15 protein-coding genes are annotated in these 22,194 nt (G+C 67.9%); 6 read left to right on the top strand and 9 right to left on the bottom strand.

Features of this window, described 5'->3' with window-relative positions; translation table 11 throughout:
- Window positions 1-518: 518 nt before the first annotated feature.
- From dctA to aceB, 3 genes are read right to left on the bottom strand one after another with little or no spacing between them, the layout of a single operon-like run.
- Window positions 519-1,802: a C4-dicarboxylate transporter DctA gene (gene dctA, locus ACZ7KI_RS38645; protein WP_470277964.1), complete on the bottom strand. Its 1,284-nt coding sequence runs from the start codon at window positions 1,800-1,802 to the stop codon at window positions 519-521.
- Between the two features lie 34 nt (window positions 1,803-1,836).
- A complete protein-coding gene (locus ACZ7KI_RS38640; RefSeq protein WP_470277963.1) occupies window positions 1,837-3,033 on the bottom strand; it encodes a DUF6986 family protein in 1,197 nt (398 codons plus the stop codon).
- A 4-nt stretch (window positions 3,034-3,037) separates the two neighbouring features.
- Window positions 3,038-4,615, bottom strand: a complete 1,578-nt coding sequence (gene aceB, locus ACZ7KI_RS38635; protein ID WP_470277962.1) for a malate synthase A — start codon at window positions 4,613-4,615, stop codon at window positions 3,038-3,040.
- A gap of 122 nt (window positions 4,616-4,737) precedes the next feature.
- Here aceB and ACZ7KI_RS38630 point away from each other — a divergent pair, with 122 nt between their 5' ends.
- Window positions 4,738-5,514 carry an IclR family transcriptional regulator gene (locus ACZ7KI_RS38630; RefSeq protein ID WP_470277961.1) on the top strand — a complete coding sequence of 259 codons (777 nt, stop codon included), beginning with the start codon at window positions 4,738-4,740 and terminating at the stop codon, window positions 5,512-5,514.
- Here the strand turns inward: ACZ7KI_RS38630 and ACZ7KI_RS38625 are convergent.
- Complete coding sequence (locus ACZ7KI_RS38625; protein WP_470277960.1) at window positions 5,504-6,229, bottom strand: TetR/AcrR family transcriptional regulator; 726 nt, start codon at window positions 6,227-6,229, stop codon at window positions 5,504-5,506. The genes ACZ7KI_RS38630 and ACZ7KI_RS38625 overlap by 11 nt on opposite strands.
- 107 nt (window positions 6,230-6,336) lie before the next feature.
- On the opposite strand from ACZ7KI_RS38625, the gene ACZ7KI_RS38620 reads away from it, so the two are divergent.
- Both ACZ7KI_RS38620 and ACZ7KI_RS38615 read left to right on the top strand, forming a co-directional pair.
- Entirely contained in the window at window positions 6,337-7,830 is a 1,494-nt protein-coding gene (locus ACZ7KI_RS38620) for an MFS transporter (RefSeq protein WP_470277959.1), read from the top strand.
- 91 nt (window positions 7,831-7,921) lie between these two features.
- Complete coding sequence (locus tag ACZ7KI_RS38615) at window positions 7,922-8,500, top strand: hypothetical protein (protein ID WP_470277958.1); 579 nt, start codon at window positions 7,922-7,924, stop codon at window positions 8,498-8,500.
- Here ACZ7KI_RS38615 and ftsY read toward each other — a convergent pair.
- Window positions 8,497-9,825, bottom strand: a complete 1,329-nt coding sequence (gene ftsY / locus ACZ7KI_RS38610; RefSeq protein ID WP_470277957.1) for a signal recognition particle-docking protein FtsY — start codon at window positions 9,823-9,825, stop codon at window positions 8,497-8,499. The two genes, ACZ7KI_RS38615 and ftsY, sit on opposite strands and share 4 nt — an antisense overlap.
- A 152-nt stretch (window positions 9,826-9,977) precedes the next feature.
- Here ftsY and ACZ7KI_RS38605 point away from each other — a divergent pair, with 152 nt between their 5' ends.
- Window positions 9,978-11,189 (top strand): anhydro-N-acetylmuramic acid kinase, encoded by a 1,212-nt coding sequence (locus tag ACZ7KI_RS38605; protein WP_470277956.1) that lies wholly within the window; start codon window positions 9,978-9,980, stop codon window positions 11,187-11,189.
- 9 nt (window positions 11,190-11,198) lie between these two features.
- A complete protein-coding gene (locus ACZ7KI_RS38600; RefSeq protein WP_470277955.1) occupies window positions 11,199-12,782 on the top strand; it encodes a sodium:solute symporter in 1,584 nt (527 codons plus the stop codon).
- 43 nt (window positions 12,783-12,825) lie between these two features.
- On the opposite strand, the gene ACZ7KI_RS38595 is transcribed toward ACZ7KI_RS38600, so the two are convergent.
- From ACZ7KI_RS38595 to ACZ7KI_RS38580, 4 genes are all read right to left on the bottom strand, one after another.
- The gene (locus tag ACZ7KI_RS38595; protein ID WP_470277954.1) at window positions 12,826-15,519 is read right to left on the bottom strand and encodes a hypothetical protein; all 2,694 of its coding nucleotides are present in this window, start codon (window positions 15,517-15,519) and stop codon (window positions 12,826-12,828) included.
- A 35-nt stretch (window positions 15,520-15,554) separates the two neighbouring features.
- Window positions 15,555-17,159: a peptidoglycan recognition protein family protein gene (locus ACZ7KI_RS38590; RefSeq protein ID WP_470277953.1), complete on the bottom strand. Its 1,605-nt coding sequence runs from the start codon at window positions 17,157-17,159 to the stop codon at window positions 15,555-15,557.
- A gap of 93 nt (window positions 17,160-17,252) precedes the next feature.
- Window positions 17,253-20,852: a chromosome segregation protein SMC gene (gene smc / locus ACZ7KI_RS38585; RefSeq protein ID WP_470277952.1), complete on the bottom strand. Its 3,600-nt coding sequence runs from the start codon at window positions 20,850-20,852 to the stop codon at window positions 17,253-17,255.
- Between the two features lie 88 nt (window positions 20,853-20,940).
- On the bottom strand, window positions 20,941-21,237 hold the full coding sequence (locus ACZ7KI_RS38580) for an acylphosphatase (protein WP_470277951.1): 297 nt from the start codon (window positions 21,235-21,237) through the stop codon (window positions 20,941-20,943).
- A gap of 189 nt (window positions 21,238-21,426) precedes the next feature.
- On the opposite strand from ACZ7KI_RS38580, the gene ACZ7KI_RS38575 reads away from it, so the two are divergent.
- Entirely contained in the window at window positions 21,427-22,068 is a 642-nt protein-coding gene (locus tag ACZ7KI_RS38575; RefSeq protein WP_470277950.1) for a hypothetical protein, read from the top strand.
- The last annotated feature ends 126 nt before the right edge of the window (window positions 22,069-22,194 follow it).

Genomic DNA, 22,194 nt, shown 5'->3' with positions numbered 1-22,194 from the left:
GCCCACAAATCACTCTGGAGAGAGAGTCGAAGCAGTGAAGGCCACCTTTCCTACCTTGAGGGTCAGGGTCCCCGGCAAAGTCGCATAACTGCTGGTCGGCGTCACTGCCATAGCGGAACAAGGCAAACGTGTCGCAGTGGAGCTGACGGGAGCGGGCTCGCACAGAGGCTCAGCCCGACTCTTGACTGTCCACAAGGGACATTTTTCGAGACCAAAGCGCCCGATTTAGGCAATTTACGCGGTTTTGCGAGGGGGTCGTGAGTGATTTGTGTCGTTCTAACCCTCATTAACACTCACGACCCCGCGCGGAAACGTACATAAACACATCAATCAGACACACAATGGCGCGAAGGTGTCCCTTGTGGACACTGAAGCCCGGCCGACATCCAGAACCAGGCCTTCCCTACCTCGGCTCGTCCCTGATCTTGCGTATCCGCCCGACCTACAAGATCTCGACTTTGCCGCGACCCTGACCCTCAAGGCAGGGAAGGAGGCCTTCACGGACTGACCTCTACCGCTCAAGCCGCCTCAACAGTCTCCCGATTTTCCAGTACCGCCACCAGTTTCTCCCGATCCAGCTGCTTCTCCGACTTCGCCACCACGAACGTCGCCACACAGTTCCCCAGCAGGTTCACGAAAACGCGCATCGAGTCCATCAGCCGGTCCGCGCCGAGCAGCAGCGCCACCCCGGCCACCGGGAAGGCGCCGATCGCGGCGGCGGTCGCGGAAAGGGCGAGGAACGACGAGCCGGGCACGCCCGCCATTCCCTTCGACGTGAGCATCAGGATCCCGACGGCCAGCAGTTGTTGCCCGAGCGACATGTCGACACCGAAAGCCTGCGCCAGGAACACCGTGCAGATCGAGAGGTAGATCGTCGCGCCGTCGAGGTTGAACGAATAGCCCGTCGGCACCACGAGACCGGTCGCCGCGCGGGAGCAGCCCGCGTCGGTCAGTTTCGTCATGATGCGCGGCATCACCGACTCCGTCGACGCCGTGCCGAGAGCCAGCAGGAACTCTTCGCGCGCGTAGCGGAGGAAACGCCAGATCGAGACGCCCGCGTAGAACCGGGCGATCGCGGCCAGGATCAGGACGAACAGCAGTCCGGCGGCGTAGCAGGCGGCGATGAGCTTCGCGTACGTCCCGAGCGTCGAAATGCCGTACTGGCCGATGATGAAGGCCATCGCGCCGAACGCGCCGAGTGGTGCGACGCGCATGATCCAGCCCATCACCTTGAAGATGACCTGCTGCACTTGGTCGACGAAGCCGAGCACCAGCGGCGCGCGTTCCCGTCCGATCGCGGCGAGCGCGAGGCCGAAGAACACCGCGAACACCAGAACCTGCAGCAGCTGGTTCTCCGCGAAGGCGTTGACGACGCTGTCCGGGATCGTGTGCAGCAGGAAATCGCCGATCGACGGCAACTGGCCGCCGCTGGTCTTCTTCTCCACCGCGTTCGGGTCGAGGGTCGCGGGGTTGATGTCGAGCCCGCTGCCCGGCCGGAACACGTTGGCGATCAGGAGCCCGAAGATCAGCGCGAACGTCGTGACGATCTCGAAGTACAGCAACGCCTTGAGCCCGATGCGGCCGACGGACTTGAGATCGCCGACCGCGGCGATCCCGGTGACCACCACGCAGAAGATGAGTGGCGCGATGATCATCTTGATCAGCCGGATGAAGCCGTCGCCGACCGGTTTCAGGTTCGCGCCGAGGCCCGGCCAGAAATGGCCGACCAGGATACCGGCCACGACTGCGACCAGCAGTTGCACGAACAGCGACTTGTACCAGCGCCCACCGGATTTCGACATGAGCGGAACCTAGATGGTGATTGTTCCAGCCATGTTACGGAATCCGCCGCGCGTAACCGTCCAATTCGGACCTTGAGAACGAAAGCTCACCTTCGTCCACCGCGCCACAATCCAGTCCTCGCATCAGAAAGCTCGCCAGGGCCTGCGCCGTCGCGGGCTCGTCCAGCACCCCGCGCCCGGTCTGGTCCGCGTAGTCCCTCAACCGTCCCAAAGCCGCCGGGAAACCCTGCCGGAAGAAGGCGTAGGTCGCGGCGAAGCGGGTCGGCAGCTGATGGGGGTGCAGATCCCAGCCCTGGTAGAACCCGCGCTCCAGGGAACGCCGCACCAGCCGCAGATGTTCGCGCCAGGCCGGGAGGATCGCTTCGCCGACGGGCAGTTTGTTCGTCGAGCCGTCGGAAAGCCGGACACCGGTGCCCGCCGCCGAAACCTGCATGAGCTGCTTGGCGAAATCGGCGGCCGGATGTTCCATGCTCTGGTACTCGGCGCTGATCCCGAGTCCCGCGCTGTAGTCGTAGGTCCCGTAGTGCAGTCCCGAACACCGGCCGCGCGCGGCTTCGATGATCCGCGGCACCGCGACCGTCCCGTCGACATCCACAATGGACTGAGCGGTCTCGATCTGTATTTCGAACCGTAGCGCACCGTCGGCCAGCCCGTACGCGGATTCCAGCCGCTCCAGGACATCCGCCGCGACTTCGACCTGCTCGACCGCGGTCACCTTCGGCAGCGTGACGACGAAACCTTCCGGTAGCGGCCCGCTTTCCAGCAGTCCGGCCAGAAACAGGTCCAAGGTGCGGATCCCACGACGCCGGGTGGCCTGTTCGAAGCTCTTGAACCGGATGCCGACGAACGGTGTCCCGCCCGTGATGGCCAGCGTCCGCCCCGCGGCGAGCGCGGTGGTGTCCTCCTCGGCGTCGCCGGGTTTGCCGTAGCCGTCCTCGAAGTCGATCCGCAGATCCTCGATCGGCTCGGTGAGGAGTTTGGTACGGACGCGGTCGGCGACGTCCGCCTCCAGGCCCAGCTGATCGGCGTGTTCGCCGAAGACCCGCAGGGCCTGCTTTCCCCAATCCGCCACCAGCCGCGTCTTGTACTGCGACGCGGGTACGTACACGGTGTGCACGGGCTGGCGGCCGGGCGGCTCACCAGGGTATTTGGCCGCGACGCGCGCGTCGGCCTCGGCGAGGCGCGCGTCGGCGGCGGTGTAGACGTCCTCGGTGAGCCGCCCGTTCCCCATCGGTCTACTTGATCCGCTCGTAGGCGGGCAGCGTCAGGAAGTCCGGGAACTCGTCGGCGAGCGCGACCTGCTCGAACAGTTCGACGGCGGGTTCCAGCAGCTCCGGCTTGATCTCGGCGGCCAGTTCGCCGCGGACCTCGGCCAGCACGCCCCGGACCAGTTCCTCGGTGACCTTGTCGCCGGTGTCGAGCCGCGTGCCGTTGCGCACCCACTGCCACACCTGCGAACGCGAGATCTCCGCGGTGGCCGCGTCCTCCATCAGGTTGTGGATCGCCGCCGCGCCGTTTCCGCTCAGCCAGGAGGCGATGTAGCGGATACCGACGTCGACCGCGGCCCGCAGACCGGCGGCGGTGGCGCCCCCCGGCGTCGAAGCCGCGTCGAGCAACTGGTCGGCGGTCACCGAGACCTCGTCGCGGGTCCGGTCGAGCTGGTTCGGCTTGTCGCCGAGGACCTTGTCGAACTCCTCGCGGCAGATGTCGACCATGCCCGGGTGCGCGACCCACGAACCGTCGAAGCCGTCGCCTGCCTCACGGCTCTTGTCGGCGCGGACCTTGTCGAGCGCCGCGGCGGTGACTTCCGGGTCCTTGCGGTTCGGGATGAACGCGGCCATACCGCCGATCGCGAACGCCCCGCGTTTGTGGCAGGTGCGCACCAGCAGTTCGGTGTAGGCGCGCATGAACGGCGCGGTCATGGTGACCGAGTTACGGTCCGGCAGCACGAACTTCTCGCCCGCGTCGCGGAAGTACTTGATGACGCTGAACAGGTAGTCCCAGCGGCCGGCGTTGAGGCCGGAGGCGTGCTCACGCAGTTCGTAGAGGATCTCCTCCATCTCGAACGCGGCCGGGATGGTCTCGATCAGCACGGTCGCGCGGACGGTGCCGTGGGAGATGCCGAGGGTCTTCTCCGCGTGGGTGAAGACGTCGTTCCAGAGCCGGGCTTCGAGGTGGCTCTCCATCTTCGGCAGGTAGAAGTACGGGCCCTTGCCGCGGTTGAGCAGTTCCTGCGCGTTGTGGAAGAAGTACAGGCCGAAGTCGACCAGCGCGCCGACGGCCTGGCGTCCGCCGAAGGACAGGCCGCGCTCGTCGAGGTGCCAGCCGCGCGGGCGGACGACGATGGTCGCGTGCTCGACGTCGTCCTTCAGCGCGTAGCTCTTGCCGCCGCTCTCCAGCGTGATGGTCTCGCGGACGGCGTCGTACAGGTTGACCTGGCCGGAGACGACGTTCGCCCAGTGCGGCGTGTTGGCGTCCTCGAGGTCGGCGAGCCAGACCTTGGCGCCGGAGTTCAGCGCGTTGATGGTCATCTTGCGGTCGGTGGGGCCGGTGATCTCGACGCGGCGGTCACGCAGGGCGGGCGGGGCCTCGGCCACCTTCCAGTCGCCCTCGCGGATCTCCTTGGTCTCGGGCAGGAAGTCGAGCTTGCCGGTGGTCCTGGCCTCCTCGCGGCGCTTGCTCCTGGCCTGCAGCAGCTCGTCGCGGCGGGCGGCGAAGGCCTCGTGCAGACCGGCGAGGAAGGCGAGCGCCTCCGGCGTGAGGATTTCGTCCCCGCGCTCGACCGGATCGCCGAGCACCTGAGCTTCAGACATGAGCAACACCCCGAGTTCGGAAAGACAGTGACATCCCTAATACAAGACGTCCCTACGGTTTTACATGACGGACTATAGTTTCTGCATAGCGGAACATCAACGCGGACGTAAGGAGTACCACGGTGGCAGCGGAGAAGAACGGGCGTGACGGCGGCGTCCAGTCCCTTCAGCGGGCCTTCGAGCTCCTCGAGCATCTCGCGGACACCGGAGGCGAGGCCAGTCTTTCGGAGCTCGCGACGCTGTCCGGGTTGCCGATGCCGACCATCCACCGGTTGATCAGGACGCTGGTGGACCTCGGTTACGTCCGGCAGAACACCAACCGCCGGTACGCGCTGGGTGCCCGGCTCATCCGGCTGGGCGAGAACGCCAGCATGCAGTTCGGCTCGTGGGCCCGGCCGCTGCTCACGGAACTGGTCGACGAGGTCGGCGAGACCGCGAACCTCGCCGTACTGGAGCGGGACGAGGTCGTCTACGTCGCCCAGGTGCCGTCGAAGCACTCCATGCGGATGTTCACCGAGGTCGGACGGCGGCTCCTGCCGCACGGCACCGGCGTGGGGAAGGCGATGCTCGCGCATCTGCCGCCCAAGGACGTCACGGCACTGCTTTCGCGGACCGGCATGCCGTCCTACACCGAGCACACCTTCACCGACCAGGACGCGCTCCTGCGCGAGCTGGCGAAAATCGCCCAGCAGGGTTACGCGCTCGACGAAGCCGAGCAGGAACTCGGCGTCCGCTGCGTCGCCGTCGCGGTCCCGGGCGCGCCGGTGCCGGCGGCGGTCTCGGTGTCCGGACCGTCGGGACGGCTCACGATGGAGGCCGTCGAGCGGATCGCGCCCGCCGTCCAGCGGATCGCGACCGCGCTCGGTTCGACCCTTTCGCGTGACGGGGTCACCGTTTGAGGCGGGTCTCCAAGCCGTCGAGCATCCGCTCCAGGCCGTAGCGGAACTTCTCGTCGCGGAGCCGTTCCGGGTCGGCCTCGACGTCGTCCCGGACGAGCCGGTCCCGCTGGTGTGGGTACTCCCGTGCCGCCTCCTCGACGGCGGGGCGCAGATGCTCCGCCCATTCACGCTCGCTCCGGCCGCTTTTCGCGACCGTCGTGAGCCATGCCGCCTCGGTCGTCCCCATGCCGATGACGTACGAGATCACCGCGCTGATCGCCTGATCCGCCTCGTCGTCGGGGAATCCGGCGGCCACGAAGACGGCCAGCAGCCGCTCGTTGAGCCGCATGACGTTCGGCCCGAGGTACGACAGGCCGACCGAGCCGAGCAGTGAAGCGATCCAAGGGTGCCGCAGGATCATCGCGCGCACGCTTTGCGCCCCCACGACGGCCGCTTCACGCCACCGAGTGTCCCCTTCCGGCACGGTGATCTCGCCGTAGACCTCGTCGACGACCAGCTCGATCAGCTCGTCGCGGTTGGCCACGTGCCGGTACAGCGAGGTGGCGCCCGCGTTGAGCGCGGTGCCGAGCCTGCGCATGCTCAGCGCGTCGACGCCTTCGACGTCGAGGAGCCGGACCGCCTCGGCGACGATCTGCGCCTGGCTCAACGCGGGTTGGTTCCGCTTCCGGCGCGGACGGGTCCACACCGACTGGATCGGCTTCTCGTCAGTTGGCATGCCGCCACCCTAGCGCACGACGTACCCCCTTGCGAACACTCTCGCCTTTTGCGTACAGTGTGCGCAACGACGGAACAATGTACGCAACTACCTCTGGGGGTTTCCCGATGAAGGCGATCGAAGGGCGCGATCCGCGCCGCTGGTGGATCCTGATCGTGCTGTGCTTGAGCACGCTCGTGCTGGTCGTGGACAACATGGTGCTGACGGTCGCCGTGCCGCCGCTCGCCGAAGACCTCGGGGCGAGCGCCCAGGACACGCAGTGGATCCTGGACTCCTACATCCTGGTGTTCGCCGGGCTGCTGCTCACCTCCGGAAGTCTCGGCGACCGCTTCGGCCGCCGGAAGGTGATGATCATCGGCCTCGCCCTGTTCGGCGCGGCCTCACTCGTCGCCGCGTTCGCCGCGAATCCGCTGGAACTGATCGTGGCCCGGGCGGTGATGGGTGTCGGCGGCGCGCTGATCATGCCGAGCACCCTCTCGATCCTGATCACCGTCTTCGACGACGAGGAGCGCCGCAAGGCGATGGCGGTGTGGAGCGCGGTCGCGATGCTCGGCCTCATCGGCGGACCGGTGCTGGGCGGCGTGCTGATCGCGTGGTTCTGGTGGGGCGCGGTGTTCCTGATCAACGTGCCGATCGTCGTCATCGCGGTGCTCGCCGCGCTCACGCTGATGCCGGAGTCCAAGGGCCCGTGGCAGAAGCCGGACCCGCTCGGCGCGATCCTGTCCGCGACCGGAATGGTCGCGCTGGTCTGGACGATCATCGAACTGCCCAAGCACGGCATCACCGAGGCCGGGACCCTCGTCCCGCTGGCGATCGCGGTGGTGAGCCTGGCCGGATTCGTGGCGTGGGAGCGGCACACGCCCTCGCCGATGGTCCCGCTCAAGCTGTTCCGCAAGCGCAACTTCAGCGGCGGCAGCCTGTCGCTCACGCTGGTGCAGATCGGCAACGGCGGTCTGCTGCTGCTCCTGACCCAGTACCTGCAGTTCGTGCTCGGCTACACCCCGACCCAGGCGGGGCTGGCCTTCATCCCGATGGCCGTCGCTTCGCTGCTCTGCAACACCTTGGGCGCCACACTGGGCCAGAAGATCGGCAACCGCGCGCTGGCCACGGCCGGGATGACGGTGATGGCAGCCGGGTTCGGCCTGCTCGCGACCCTGTCGACGAACGAAGGCTTTCTCCTGCCGTCACTCGCGCTGTTCCTGCTCGGCGCGGGTGGCGGGCTGGCGATGCCGTCGGCCATCGCGGCGCTGATGGGCGAGGTCCCGGAGGAGCAGGCCGGTGTCGGCTCCGCGCTCAACGACACCATCCAGCAGCTGGGCGCCGCGCTCGGCATCGCGATCCTGGGCAGCCTTGTGTCGAGCCTGTTCACCTCGCAGATGCCCGGCTCCGCTCCGGCACAGGCGCGACTTTCGATCGGCGACGCTTTCGCGACCGGCAACGACGGCCTCATCGCCGCAGCCCGCGAGTCGTTCACCTCGGCGATGTCGACGACGTTCCTCGTGAGCGCCGTGGGCGTACTGGCCGCGGCGGTGGTCGCCTTCCTGGTGATGCGGGACAAGAAGACCGCCTCGGCTCCGGCCGACGCTCCGGTCTCCGTCTGACGGCGAAGTCCATGAAGGCCCCTCTTTCGGCTGAGCCCGGGAGAGGGGCCTTCGCCGTAACCTCGAGACGGGCCGAGTGAGGGGATGTCAGATGGTCGAGCCGGTGATCGCCTGGGTGGGGCAGAAGCTCGCGGAGAAGGCACTCGACCGGGCGGTGGCCACGGACCGAAAACCGCGGCGGCACGATCTCAGCGTCCAAGGCGCCGAAGCGACCAGCGACCTCGACATCACCGTGAAGTACACCTTGCCGTACTGCCGGGGCGCGAAAGCACCGGTCGTCCTCACTTTGCGGAGGGTCGACCGCTTCACCGAGACCCTGAGGCTGGACATGGTGCTCGGGGAAACCGCCCGCGTACGGCTGAAACGAGGCCGCTACGAGATCACGGCGAAGATCCACGAACTGTCTCCCCGGCTCGGCCCGGAGCCGATCCTGCACGCCGTCGGGTCGCAGTTGCTGTGGCTGGGCGGCAACCGCACCGAGAAAGCCTGTATCCGCCCGGCTCCGGTGATCGTCCTGCCGTCCGCGGCTCATCGGCCGATCAGCCAGCGGAGCCTGGGATGCCCGATGTGCGGTGGCCCCGGGATGTACTACGAACTCTGCCTGGACCACCGACTCGAGGTTTCCCGCTACGTACTGGAGAAGTTCGCCCCCCGCGTCCACGCGTCCTAGTTGCTGAGCAGGGCCTCGACGAACGCGCCCGGCTCGAAGGGCGCCAGATCGTCCGGGCCTTCGCCGAGACCGACCAGCTTGACCGGCACCCCGAGTTCGCGCTGCACCTGGAAGACGATGCCGCCCTTCGCCGTGCCGTCCAGCTTGGTGAGCACGATGCCGGTGACGTCGATGACCTCCGAGAACACGCGGGCCTGCATCAGCCCGTTCTGTCCGGTGGTGGCGTCGAGCACGAGCAGCACCTCGTCGACCTTCGCCAGCTTCTCGACGACTCGTTTGACCTTGCCCAGCTCGTCCATCAGGCCGGTCTTGGTGTGCAGACGGCCCGCCGTGTCGACCAGTACCGCGTCCACGCCGGCGTCGATGCCGCGTTTGACGGCGTCGAAGGCGACGGCCGCCGGGTCCGCGCCTTCCTTGCCGCGCACGACCTCCGCGCCCACGCGCTCGGCCCAGGTCTGCAACTGGTCCGCCGCGGCGGCCCGGAAGGTGTCGGCCGCGCCGAGCACGACGGTGCTCCCCTGCGCGACGAGCACCCGGGCGAGCTTGCCGGTGGTGGTCGTCTTGCCGGTGCCGTTGACCCCGGCGACCAGCACGACGGCGGGCTGCTTCACCCCGTCGACGATATGCGGCAGCGCGCGGACGGCGCGGACCGCGTCGGTCGACAAGGCGGCGGTGAGGACCTCCTGCAGGACCGTGCGCGCCTCCTCGGACGTCCGCACGGCGCGGCGCTTGAGCTCTTCACGCAGGCGTTCGACGATCTCGGTGGTCGTCGCGGCACCCAGGTCGGCCATGAGCAGCGTGTCTTCGACGTCCTGCCAGGAGTCTTCATCCAGGTCCCCGGCACCCAGCAGGCCCAGCAGGCTCTGCCCGAACACCGAACGCGACTTCGAAAGCCGGCCGCGCAGGCGCTCGATCCGCCCGGTCGCCGGGGCGATCTCCTCGCGAGCGGGAGCGGGCTCCTCGACGGGCTCGGCGGGTTCGGGGAGTTCGACGTCGCGCACCGTGCGCTGCGCGGAATCCCTCGGCACCGCAGCGTCATCACCGACCGCGGGCTGACCGTCGGTCTCGGGGCGATCCTCGACCGGGTGCTCCGGTTCGACCGGCTCCTCGGCCTCGTCGGTCTTCTCACCGCCCGGCGCGAGCGCGATCCCGCCGGTCGCGGCGTATCCGCCGCCCTTCGGCTTCGCGCGCTCGACGGCCTCGGCAGCCTTGGACTCGTCCAGGCTGATCCGGCGGCGGCGCGCGATGAACAGCCCGGCCACCAATACGGCGACCAGTACCACGACGGCAACGACAACGATCCAGAACCAGGGGGAGCTCGACACGGCGCCATCTTCGCATCCGCACCCGGCCCGGCTCAGGCGCCCCACTGCGAGGTAGCGGATCTTGTCAGACACCCACTGGATAGGACTCATTTCGGACAAGAAGAAACAGTCCTGCTTGCGCGGCCTCCGGAACGAGGGCTAGACCACTCCAAATGACGGTTTTCTCCGGCACTGGGGTCCGGGTGATCGGACTCATCTCCGGCACGTCGATCGACGGGATCGACGTGGCGGCCGCCGAACTGCGCGCCCACGGTGACACCGTGGAACTTTCCCCGCTCGGTCAGCTCGAAGTCCCTTATCCCGAACCGCTCCGCGAGGCCTTGCTCGGCGCACTGCCGCCGAATCCCTGCAGCGCCGAACAGCTCACGAAACTCGACACCCTGGTAGGCCAGGCCTTCGGCGAGGCCGCCGCTCGTGGCATCGAGGAACTGGCCGGTGGCGAAGCCGACGTCGTCGCTTCCTTGGGACAGACGGTGTTCCACTGGATCGAGGACGGCACCGCGCGCGGCACGCTGCAACTGGGGAACCCGGCGTGGATCGCCGAGCGCACCGGGCTGCCCGTGGTGGCCGACCTGCGTGTGCGCGACGTCGCCGCCGGCGGGCACGGCGCACCGCTGGCCAGCACGCTGGACGCGTTGTGGCTCCGGGAAATGGCCGATTCCGGCCCGGTCGCCGCCTTGAACATCGGCGGCATCGCGAACATCACTGTGGTCCCCGCGGACGGCGGTGCCGTTCTGGCCTACGACACCGGGCCGGGCAACGCCCTGATGGACATCGCCGCGCATCGCGCCACCGGACGGCGTGCCGACGTCGACGGAGCGCTCGCCCTGCACGGCAGCGTCCGGCCCGATCTGCTGGCGAAACTCCTGCTCGATCCGTACTACGCGGCCGCGCCACCGAAGTCGACCGGCAAGGAACTGTTCCACGGCGCGTACCTCGACACCGCGCTCGACGGTCTCCCGCCCGTCGGCGCGGAAGACCTGCTGGCGACGCTGACCGAACTCACCGCCGTGACGATCGCCGCGGAATGCCGTCGCCACGCGATCGCGACGCTGATCGTCTCCGGCGGGGGCGCCGACAACCCGGCGCTGATGGCCGCGCTCGCCCGAAATCTGCCCGATACGGCGCTGAAGACCAGCGACGACCACGGGTTGCCACGTGCGGGCAAAGAGGCATACCTGACCATTCTGCTCGGCTGGCTGACCTGGTCCGGCGTCCCGGGAAACCTCCCGTCGGCGACCGGCGCCCGCGGCGACCGGCTGCTCGGCAACATCACCCCGGGCGCGGGGCCCCTGCGGCTTCCCGCGCCTCATGCCTCAACCGTGACCCGGCTACGGGTAGCGGCGACGACCGGCGAGCGATAGGAGATACGGATGCGCGCACTTGACCTCGCGATCATCGGGCTTTTTCTGGTCGGCATGCCCCTGCTGGGCATCTGGATCGGCGGCAAACAGAAATCCGGCTCCGACTACTTCGTCGGCGAAGGCAAGATCTCCTGGTGGGTGGCCTGCCTGTCGGTGGTCTCCGCGGAGACGTCCACCCTCACCGTGCTCTCCGTACCGACGGTGGCCTACATCGCCACCCCGGGCGAAGGCGGGATGACCTACCTGGCACTGGCGATCGGCTACATCGCCGGCCGGATCGTGGTGTCGATGGTGCTGTTGCCCCGATATGTGGCTGGCAACCTGGTCACCGCGTACGCCTTCCTGGGCAAACGCTTCGGCAACGGGTTGCAGGGCACCGCGTCGGTGACCTTCCTGCTCACCCGCACACTGGCCGACGGCATCCGGCTGTTCGCCACCGCCATCCCGATCAAGGTGGTGCTCGCCGCCTACGGCCTGACCGTCTCGTACTGGACCATCGTGGTCGGGCTCGGCATCGCGATGGTGATCTACAGCTTCTTCGGCGGGGTCCGCGCGGTCGTCTGGGTCGACGCGATCCAGATGCTCTGGTACATCCTCGGCGCGGTCGTGGTGATCTGGGTGATCGCCGGGCGGCTCCCGGACGGCTGGTTCGGCAAGGCCGTCGACGCCAACAAGTTCCAGCTCTTCGACTTCAGCTCGAACATGCTCACCGGGCAGTACGCGTTCTTCACCGCCGTGATCGGCGGCGCGGTGCTCTCGATGGCGTCGCACGGTTCCGACCAGTTGATCGTGCAACGCCTGCAGGCCACCAACGACCTGCGCGCCGCGCGGAAGGCGTTGGTCGCCAGCGGTTTCGTGGTGTTCGTCCAGTTCGCGCTGTTCCTGTTCATCGGGGTGCTGCTGTGGGCGCTGTACAACGGCCTGGCCCCGACCAAGCCGAAGCCGGAAGGCCTCGGCCTCGCCAACAAGGACGAACTGTTCGCGAACTTCATCGTGAACGACCTGCCGAGCGGTCTGTCCGGTTTCGTGATCGCCGGGATCCTCGCCGCCGCACTGAGTTCGTCACTCGGCGCGCTGGCGTCGTCCACGGTGACCGACGTCTACGAACGGGTGATCGGCAGGCAGCTGCCGGAAGCCGACCGGCTGAAGCACGGCCGGATCTGGACGATCGTCTGGGCGGGCGCGCTGATCCTGTGCGCGGGCTTCTTCGCCTCGTCCAACAAGACCTCGGCCGACCCGATCGTGGTGCAGGCGCTCGGCATCACCGGCTACACCTACGGCGCGCTGCTCGGCGCGTTCCTGCTGGGGCTGCTGTTCAAGCGGGCGAGGCAGACGGACGCGATCGTCGCGTTCGTGTCGACGGTGATCGTGATGGCGTTCCTCATCCTCGGCGTCAAGTTCAACAAACCGGACGGCAGCCTGATCGGCATCGACTTCAGCCGGGCCGCCGGGACCAAGGTGGCGCTGGCGTGGCCCTGGTACACGTTGTGCGGCGTGGTGATCACGCTCGTGGTGGGCGGGCTGCTCTCGCTGCGACACCGCAGTGAGGACCCACTCGCCGAAGAAGGCGTGAAACAGCCCGAATCGGTATGACGCGAAGGTTCCCGCCCCGGTGGCCGCCGGGGCGGGAACCGTCTCAGATCTGACGGCCGGTCTTCGGGTCGTAGCGCACCGGGACGGCCACCACCTGATCGGTCGGCAGGATCTCCACCCACTGGTCGAAGAGCTCGAAGTTTTCGGTCGCGTTCGAGCGGAAGCCGTTCGGGAGTGGATTGAAACCATGCTCGTAGACCCGGTCCACCGGGGTCGACCGCACGGTGGAGCGATCGTCGAGCGGGTCGGTGAAGCCCTTCGTCGTGACCCCTTCGCGGTGTTTGGCGGCGACCCGGGTGGCGAGGATGGCGAGCACCTCGAACACCGTCTTGCCGCGCCACTCGGGCTCCGGCCCGAGATAGAGGTCGTCCTCGCTGATCGTCCCTGTGCCCTCGACGTGTTCGAGCCAGTTCAGCGCCGCCTTCTCCTTGCCTGGCCGGATCGGCATGACCGCCTTGACCCAGGGGGCGTTGAGGAAGGCGTTGCGCTGGTCGTCCCCGTCGAGCTGGAGCAGCCAGCCGAGTGAGCTGCCGAGCCTGGCGGGCTCGGACTCCTCGGTGATGTAGTAGCTGTCCTCGCGGGTGTCGGCCTCACCCCAGGCGCCGATGGATTCCTGGGGAATCCCGTTGTGATGCTCGATCGTCACCCCGTTCGGGTCGGAGACGGGCTGGGTCGAACCGAGTTGCTGATGGGCGCGGTGCAGCCGCGGGCGCCACCATTCCGGTGCCACGAAGTACAGCATCTTGTCGACGTCGAAGATGGAGTCGATCAGCTCGGCCACGACGTGCTGGGTGTGCGTGTCCGGTGAGGGGATGAGGGTCTTGGGGGTCAGCATCCCCTGGACCAGCTTGCGGTAGACGACGATCCGTTCCTCCTCCCGGAGGTCTTCGAATTTCCGCTTGGTGATCCGGCTGGCCAGTTTGATCCGGTCCCGTGCCGCCCCGACGAACGCCTGCTGCGCCGTGTCCCGCTCCCGTTCGGTGAACAGCGCGATCCGTTTGGCGTTCTCGGCGTCGATCACCTTCTGGTCGTAAACGGGCGTCCAGCCCAGTTTCGCCTTGACCGGCAGGCTGTCGCGGTCGTTGAAGTTCACGTGGTCGAGATGGACGGTGAACTTCCAGTCCCCGGATCCCGACGGCGATTCCGCGATCTCCCGCACGGACAGCTTCGCGTCGGCCCCCTGCGGATCGAGGCTCACCGCCGTCAGTTTGAAGCCCGGCTGCGGGCAGCGATACGGGCCCTGGGGGAAATCGGCGACGATGTGATCCGTCCCGTCGAACAGGCCGAGGCTGGTCTCCGAACCGTGCTCGAAGGTGTCGTCCTTGGCCGCGCCGTCGTTGGACAGGAAGGGGATCGTCAGGTCGGAGTCGGACGAGAACGGCTGCGGCGGCACGATCATCTCCGGCTGAACCACCTTCGACAGATCCGGCGGCGCGCCGACGTGGACCATCTTCGCCAGCCCGATCTCGTCGGCCGGATTGTCCACATAGGTCTGCCAGCACAGATAGCTGCCGATGTCCTGCACCTGGACCCCGACCTGGCGCATCTTGCGGCGCAGCTCGTAGTTGACCAGATCGTCGCCGGTGTTGGTCAGCACGTAGCGTTTCGTCGAGGTGTCCGTGGTCTCGGTGACCGTGCGGAAGGTGCTCTTGAAGTTCTGCTTGATCTCGGTGGTCAGTTTCTCGGACTGGTCCCGTTTGGTCTTGTGGATCTGCTCGCGGGCGCGCTGCTGGGTGTTCTCCAGGCTGAAACTGGCGGATTCGTCCGCGCTGCCCCAGCCCCAGTGCTGATTGGCCGCGACGTTGGCGCCGAACTTCGTGCCCGATCGGTTGTCCTCCTTGACCGCGTCGGACAGTTCGTCCTGGACCGCGACCGCCTTCTCCGCCCGGATGGTCGATTCGGTACTCCGTTCGAGCGTCTCCTCCTGCAGGAACCGCCGGGTGTGCACCTCGATCAGCTCCACGGTCGAACCCGGCGCCACCCAGACGTGCCCGACCGGCTGCCCCAGGAAGGTGTCGAATTCCGAGAAGTACTGCCGGAACAGATGCGCGAGGCCGACCGGTGACAGGCCGACCCGGTCCAGCTGACTGGTCGGGTCGAGCGTTTCGAACGGGTCCGCGTCGGTCAGGCTCGACCACAACGGGTCGACCGGGCTGGCGAGCGAGTCGTAGAACATGTGCTTCAGCTGGTCGTGCAGTTCGCGATCACGGAGCTGGGTCAGCAGACCGGTGACCTGGGACTCGCGGTTGAGGAGCGCGCGAGTGGCCTTCTCCGCCGATCCGGTGTCCATGAGGTGCGGGCCCGACGGCGTGGTCAGCTCGGTGTACAGCGCCACCGCGCGTCGTTTGACCGGACCGTCGAGCGTGGCGCGCAGCCGGTCGGGCGAGAGCACCTGCGACCAGATCGCGGGGGTGTACTCCGCCTTGGGCGGGAGTGTTCCGCGTACCGCGGCGGTGACGATGCCGGACAGCGCGGTGCCGGCGTTCACGGTTCCCGCGTCCAGCTTGGTGACCTCCACCTTGCGCTCGGCTGGCGTGAACTTCGCCTCCACCACGGGCGCGACGCGATCGCCGACGTTGTTCAGCAAGGCGGCCGACCGGTTCTGGCCCGCCTGTTCGACCCTGGCGCCGATCCGCGCGGACTTCCAGCCCAGCAGTGGCTGGTAGATCCCGAAGATCTCGCTCGAATACGGCAGGACGCCGCGGTAGTTGTTGAGATTGGTAGGTGGTTTGGGCACAGCGTTCTCCCCTGCTCACTGGCGAAATGGATCTTTCAGGTACCGGATTTGGCGGCCGCGCCGATCAGCTCGTCGTCGAGTTCGACGATATTGCCGAACGATTTTTCGAGCGGCTGCTGCGGCGTGTTGAAGAAATCACCCTGCTGAACCCATCGGCTCTTCAGTTTGATCGGTTTCACGCGACGGCCGAGCAGCTCGATCATCAGCCCGGGAATGGCGGCGGACGAAACCTTCCGCACGAACTTCAGATAGAGGTAGAGCGTCTGCAGCGAGCCGTCGACGTGGTCTTCGTCGGTGCCGATACCGAGCGTCAGATGGCTCAGGAAACCGGGGCCGCGACCGTCGAAGAAGTAGTGCAGAAGGCCGTCCGGCGCCCTCGCGCAACCGTAGAAGACGAGCAGGAACGCCTTGCCGTCCACCCGGACGACCGGTTTCCAGTACTCCTCCTTGGCCAGGTCGTCGATCCCCTTCACCAGCCGCTTCTCGACCAGGGTGCGGACGAGGTCCGCGAGAGCCTCGAATTTGCCGGGGCGCGCGAACTTGATCAGGACGTCGTCGTCGATCTCCTCGACGATCTTCTTCTTGTCCTTGCCGACCCCGTCCTTGAGCCTCGCCAGGTTGGCCAGCCGGGTCTTCTTCATCTTGATTTCGACGAAGCCGCCTTTCGCCTCGGTCGAGAAGTCGAGCGGGATCAGCACCTCCCCCATTCCGGAACCGAGCTTGTTCGTCACATAGAGACCCGCGTCGCTGGTCTTCGGGTTGACCCGCGAGCCCGCGGAGAAGGGGGCGTTCGCGAATTCGATCCCCACCGACCGGGAATTCGACACCCCGCCGTGCGCGGTGTGATTGGCGATGTCGGAGAACTGGATGATCCTTCCCCGGCCCTCGGCGTCCAGGTTATTGACGCAGAAATGCGGCACCTGATAGGTGTTCCCCTCCTTCTGCGCGCCCGCGATGGTCATGCCGACGAAGTCACCGGTCTCGTGAAGGAGGATCTGCGTCGGTCTCCCGACCGAGCGGACACCGATCGAGCTGTCGTACTTCTCGAGGTCCGCGACGCCTTTCCAGTTGGTGAACACGAGGCGTTCCGAGGCAATCGCGTACTCCTCCGAGCAGGCCACGAGCGTGTCGTCCTTCACGGGGTCGAACGCGTGAGGGTCACTCCTGTCGTAGGGCTCGTAGAACTTCTTCGCGACGGCGTTCGTACCGGGGTCCCAGCGCAGTGAATACCGGCTGAAGTACGAGATCTCCTGCCTCGGGTCCGCGGCGAACCGCCGCGTGTCGGAGATCGGGAAGTCGTCGGTCCGGCCGACCCCTCGGACCAGCTCCAGATAGAACCGGGCGATGGTGCCGTGTACTTCGAATACCTCGTCGGTGACCCGGTTGCAGAAGAAGACCGCGGTGTGGACCTCGTCGTGATGGGCGTAGTGGTCGATCTTGAACCAGCCGCGGCCCGACTCGAGGCTGATCACCGTGTCCGGGGTGAACGGGGTGCTCCCGAAGAACTCCCTTTCCTTGGCACGGAAGGCGTCCGCGACCTTGGCGGGGTAATTGTCCATGGCCCGTGCGGCGGGCGGTCGCGGCGGCTCGGGCGGTTTCGGCGGGGCGGGCGGCACGATCGTGCCGGGCGGGTCGGCCACGGGGGTTCCCTTCGCGTGGAGATCATCAGGATCTCCACGCGAAGGGTGTCGGCCCAGGTGCGACGGGACGGACTTTCGGGCAGCCCTTGGCCGCTAGGCGGGAACCGGGTCGTCTTCGGCGGTCCGCAGCCGCTGCGAGATGACCTTCGTGATGCCGTCGCCCTGCATGGAAACGCCGTACAGGGCGTCGGCGATCTCCATGGTCGGCTTCTGGTGGGTGATGATGATCAGCTGCGAAGAATCGCGCAGTTGCTCCAGCAGCCCGATGAGCCGTCGCATGTTGGTGTCGTCGAGCGCGGCCTCGACCTCGTCCATGACGTAGAAGGGCGAAGGCCGGGCGCGGAAGATCGCCACCAGCATGCCGACGGCGACGAGCGACTTCTCGCCACCGGAGAGCAGCGAGAGCCGCTTGACCTTCTTGCCCGGCGGGCGCGCTTCGACGTCGACGCCGGTGGAGAGCAGGTCGTTGGGCTGAGTGAGCACCATGCGCCCCTCGCCGCCGGGGAACAACACGCTGAACACGGTCTCGAACTCGCGCGCGACATCCTCGTACGCCGACGCGAAGACCTCGAGGATCTTCTCGTCGACCTGTTTGATGACGGCTTCGAGGTCCTTGCGGGTGTCCTTGAGGTCTTCGAGCTGGGTCGAGAGGAACTTGTACCGCTCCTCCAGCGCCGCGAACTCCTCCAGCGCCAACGGGTTGACCTTGCCCAGCAGGCTAAGGTCCTTCTCCGCGCGCTTCGCACGGCGGGCCTGGGTGTCGCGGTCGAACGGCATGGGCGGCGGCGGGGTCACGTCTTCGCCGCGTTCCTTGGCCGCTTCGTACTCGGCCATCTCCCCCGCGCTCGGCGGTACGGGAACGTCCGGGCCGTACTCGGAGACGAGGTCGTCGAGGCCGATCCCGAAGTCTTCGGCGATCTTCGTTTCGAGCTGTTCCAGTCGCAACCGCTGTTCGGCGCGCAGCACTTCGTCCCGGTGCACGGCGTCGGTGAGCTTTTCCAGTTCACCGGTCAGCTCGCGGACCTTGCCGCGGACCTGGGTCAGCGCGGTCTCCCTCGACTGCCGCCGCGCCTGCACCTCGTCCCGTTCGTGGGCGGCGCGCTGCACGGAGACCTCGATGCGTTCCAGCGCGATCTCGCCGCCGTTGACCACCGCGTTGGCGATCTCGGCGCCGCGTTTCCGCGCGGCCCTGGACTTTTCGGCGCGTTCGCGGGCCTGCCGTTCCGCGTGCGCGGCCCGGCGGAGTGATTCGGCCTTGCCCTGGATGCTCCGCGCGCGCTCCTCGGCGGTGCGCAGCGCGAGCCGGGACTCCATCTCTTCCTGGCGGACCGTGCCGAGGTCTTCGGCGGCCTGGTCGCGTTCGGCGGTGTCCGGATCCTCGTCGACCTCTTGGTCGGCGACGGCGGCCAGCCGCTCTTCGAGTTCCGCGAGCTGCCGCAGTGCCTCTTCGCGGCTCTGCTCGACCTTGGCACGCTGATTGCTCAGCCTGTCCATCTCGGCCTGCGCGGCGCGCGCGGCCTGCTGCATCCGGTTCAACCGCTCGGACGAACGGGCCTTGCGGACCTTCGCATCCCCGAGCGCGTCCTTGGCCCTGCTGACCTCTTCGCGGCGGGCCTGCTGTCCGGCACGGGCGCCTTCGAGTTCCGCGGCGGTGCGTTCCAGCGCACGCTCGGCCGCCCGCAACCGGTCGCCCGCCTCGTCGACGGCGGCCTGCACCTCGATGACACTCTCGCTGCGGGCCGAACCGCCGACCGCCCAGCGGGCACCGAAGACGTCACCCTCCGGCGTGACCGTGCTGACCTCGGGGTGCACCTCGACCAGACGGCGTGCGGATTCCAGACCGTCCACAATGGCCACGCGGTCGAGCGCGTGCTCGACGGCGGAGCGCAGCGCGGACGGCGCCGTGACCACTTCGCGTGCCCAGCGCGCGCCCTCGGGCAGCGACGGCCAGGCGCTGGTGTCCACAGTGGATTCCGGGCCACCGAGCAGAATGCCCGCGCGGCCGGAGTCGTTCTCCTTCAAGAACTTCAGCGCGGCGAGCGCGTCGGCGCCACCGTTGACCGCGACCGCGTCGGCCACCGGGCCGAGCGCCGCGGCCAGCGCGACCTCGTGGCCGGGTTCGACGGTGAGCAGCGCGGCCACCGAGCCGAGCAGACCGGGGAGTTCGTGCTGCGCGCCGAGCAGCGCACCCGCGCCGTCCTTGCGGCGCAAGCCCATCGACAGCGCCTCGACGCGCGCCTTCTCCGAAGCGATCTCGCGTTCGGCGGCCCGCTCGGCCTTGACCAGCTCCTCGACCCGCGCCTTGGCGGCGTTGTTCGCCTCCACCGCGCGGTCGTGGTGGGCCTGCAGTTCGGAGTCGTCGGATTCCTCGACACCGCCCGCGGCCTTGGCCTCTTCGAGCTCCTCGATGGCGATCTCCGCGCGCTCGGCGGCCTCTTCGAGCGACACGGTGAGCCTGTCGATCTCGTCGGAGGTGGCACCGTTCTTACTGCGCAGCGCCTCGACCTGCCCGGAGAGCTTCGCCAGTCCCTCCCGGCGATCGGCGATCGCGCGGACGGCGGCCATATGCGCGCGCTCGGCCGCCTGGACGAGGTGTTCGAGCTGCTCACGACGCTGAACGGTCTCCGAGAGCATCATCCGTGCCTCGGCGACGGCCTCGTTGAGCTCCTGCTCCCGCTCGGCGACCTGCTCGGCCTCGGCGAGCAGCTCGTCGGGGTCACGGCCGGTGCTCGCCTGCTGCACGTCGGACGACAGATGCCGCTGCCGCTCCAGCGCGAGCCGCACGGTGCCGCGCAGTCGCTCGGTCAACGCGGAAAGCTTGTACCAGGTCTCTTGGGCCGCGGCCAGCTTCGGCGCGTCCTCGGCGAGCGAGGCTTCGAGTTCGGCTTCCTCGGCGGAGACGATCTCCAGCGCCTGCTCGACCTCGGCGCGGCGCTGACGGGCGACGCGCTCGTCTGCCTCTTCTTTGGCGAGGCCTTCGCGCTGCGTGACCAGGTCGTGGGCGAACAGCCGCAGCCGGGCGTCACGCAGTTCGGACTGCACCCACTGTGCCTTGCGGGCGATCTCGGCCTGTTTGCCCAGCGGTTTGAGCTGGCGGCGCAGCTCGGTGGTGAGGTCGCCGAGACGGTCGAGGTTGCCCTGCATGTTCGCGAGCTTGCGCAGGGTCTGTTCCTTGCGCTTGCGGTGCTTGAGGACACCGGCGGCCTCTTCGATGAAGGCGCGGCGCTCCTCGGGCTTGGATTCGAGGATCGCCGACAGCTGGCCCTGCCCGACGATGACGTGCATCTCGCGGCCGATACCGGAGTCCGACAGCAGTTCCTGCACGTCCATCAGGCGGCAGCGGTCACCGTTGATCTCGTACTCGCTCGCGCCGTCGCGGAACATCCGGCGGGTGATCGAGACCTCGGAGTACTCGATGGGCAGCGCGCCGTCGGCGTTGTCGATGGTGAGGGTGACCTCGGCGCGCCCGAGCGGGGCGCGGCCGGCGGTCCCGGCGAAGATGACGTCCTCCATCTTGCCGCCGCGCAGGTCTTTCGCGCCCTGGGTGCCCATGACCCAGCGGAGCGCGTCGAGGACGTTCGACTTGCCAGAGCCGTTCGGTCCGACCACGCAGGTGATGCCCGGCTCGAAACGCAACGTCGTCGCCGAGGCGAAGGACTTGAAGCCCTTGAGCGTCAGGCTCTTCAGGTGCACGTCGTGCTGACCCCTCTTGCCGCGGGAACCGGTCGTTCAATCGGCCCAGGCTACCTGTGTGCTCACGGTGATCGTGGGACGCGGGGCCTCAGCGCTCCACGAACCCCTGGAGCCCACCTTTCGCGGGCGACCAGCGCTCGACGACGTGATCCACACTTCCGGGTGATTCCCCGGACCGCAAAGCCGCCAAAAGCCGCTCACAGTGTTCACGAGCACCCTCCGCTACCACCTCGACACGTCCGTCGGCCAGATTGCGCGCGCTGCCGGCCAACCCCAGCTCAAGCGCCCTGCTGCGGGTCCACCAGCGGAAACCGACCCCCTGGACACGGCCGTGCACCCACGCGGTCAGCCTGATGTGTGTTTCTTCCTCACTCACGACCTCCATCGTGCACCATGCGGGCGAACGCGGAGGGTGAGCACCCGGTCCGCCGTCGTTCGCGGACCGTGAAGTGGCGGTGATAATCTCCGCGCCGGGTCCCCACTTGGGCTACCTCGCCCGGGTAGCCGGAGACGGCTTGGCATACTCGCCTGCTGTCTCGAACTCCCCGAAGTCCCCCATCCGAGGAGCCAGCACATGTCCCGTCCCGACGGGTCTGATCCGAGCGCACGCGTGTCCGTGGCGCCCCCGCGCGGCGCCACCGGCAAGCTCAACCGCAGCGGCTACGCCGTACTCGGCGTCAGTGGCCTCGTGGTGGCGACGGCCTTCGCCGCGATCGCCGAACTGGCGGGCCCCGGCGTCTCGGCCACCGCGGGCGGCACCGGCGTCCCCGGCGGGCAGAACACCTCCCCCGCCGGCGTCCAGCTGGTCCCCGGCAACGCCGTCCCCGGCGGCCCGATGACCGTCAGCGGCGAGCCGACCCCCGGCGCGCCCACCAGCTCCACCCCACCGCCGACCACGGTGACGTCGGTCGGCGCGGACGGCAAGGAGACGACGAGCATCATCACCCCGCCTCCCCCGCCGCCGCCGAACCCGGGCCCCGGCCAGCCGCCGGGCAACACGGTCCTGCCGCCGACGACCCCGACCACGCCGAAGCCCACCACGCCGAAGCCGACGACGAACACACCCACCCCGACCACCCCCACCACGACGACTCCGACGGATCCCCCGTCGAGCCAGCCGGGCGGTGGCTCCAGCACCAGCGGCGCTCCGAGCGAGTCGACGCCCGGCCGGTCCAGCACCTCGGGCACCGACACGAGCACGCGCAGCGCCCAGTAGACCTCCCTAGCGGGGGGGGGGGGGGGGGTTTTTTGCCAAATTTTTGGGGAAGGGGAAGTTTGCGGTGTGGTGTTTTGTTTTTTTTTTTGTGTGTGGGGGGAGGTTTTTCCGGTTTCTTTTCGGAGG

The sequence above is a fragment of the Amycolatopsis sp. NPDC039088 genome, from assembly GCF_055598845.1.
The sequence above is the reverse complement of the archived record's forward strand: the minus strand, read 5'-3'. Positions and strand labels throughout refer to the sequence as shown.

Bases quoted from the DNA above. Each gene is read 5' to 3' on its own strand.
- dctA (WP_470277964.1), bottom strand. From the start codon at position 1,802: ATGTCGAAATCCGGTGGGCGCTGGTACAAGTCGCTGTTCGTGCAACTG.
- ACZ7KI_RS38640 (WP_470277963.1), bottom strand. From the start codon at position 3,033: ATGGGGAACGGGCGGCTCACCGAGGACGTCTACACCGCCGCCGACGCG.
- aceB (WP_470277962.1), bottom strand. From the start codon at position 4,615: ATGTCTGAAGCTCAGGTGCTCGGCGATCCGGTCGAGCGCGGGGACGAA.
- ACZ7KI_RS38625 (WP_470277960.1), bottom strand. From the start codon at position 6,229: ATGCCAACTGACGAGAAGCCGATCCAGTCGGTGTGGACCCGTCCGCGC.
- ACZ7KI_RS38620 (WP_470277959.1), top strand. From the start codon at position 6,337: ATGAAGGCGATCGAAGGGCGCGATCCGCGCCGCTGGTGGATCCTGATC.
- ACZ7KI_RS38615 (WP_470277958.1), top strand. From the start codon at position 7,922: ATGGTCGAGCCGGTGATCGCCTGGGTGGGGCAGAAGCTCGCGGAGAAG.
- ACZ7KI_RS38605 (WP_470277956.1), top strand. From the start codon at position 9,978: ATGACGGTTTTCTCCGGCACTGGGGTCCGGGTGATCGGACTCATCTCC.
- ACZ7KI_RS38600 (WP_470277955.1), top strand. From the start codon at position 11,199: ATGCGCGCACTTGACCTCGCGATCATCGGGCTTTTTCTGGTCGGCATG.
- ACZ7KI_RS38580 (WP_470277951.1), bottom strand. From the start codon at position 21,237: ATGGAGGTCGTGAGTGAGGAAGAAACACACATCAGGCTGACCGCGTGG.
- ACZ7KI_RS38575 (WP_470277950.1), top strand. From the start codon at position 21,427: ATGTCCCGTCCCGACGGGTCTGATCCGAGCGCACGCGTGTCCGTGGCG.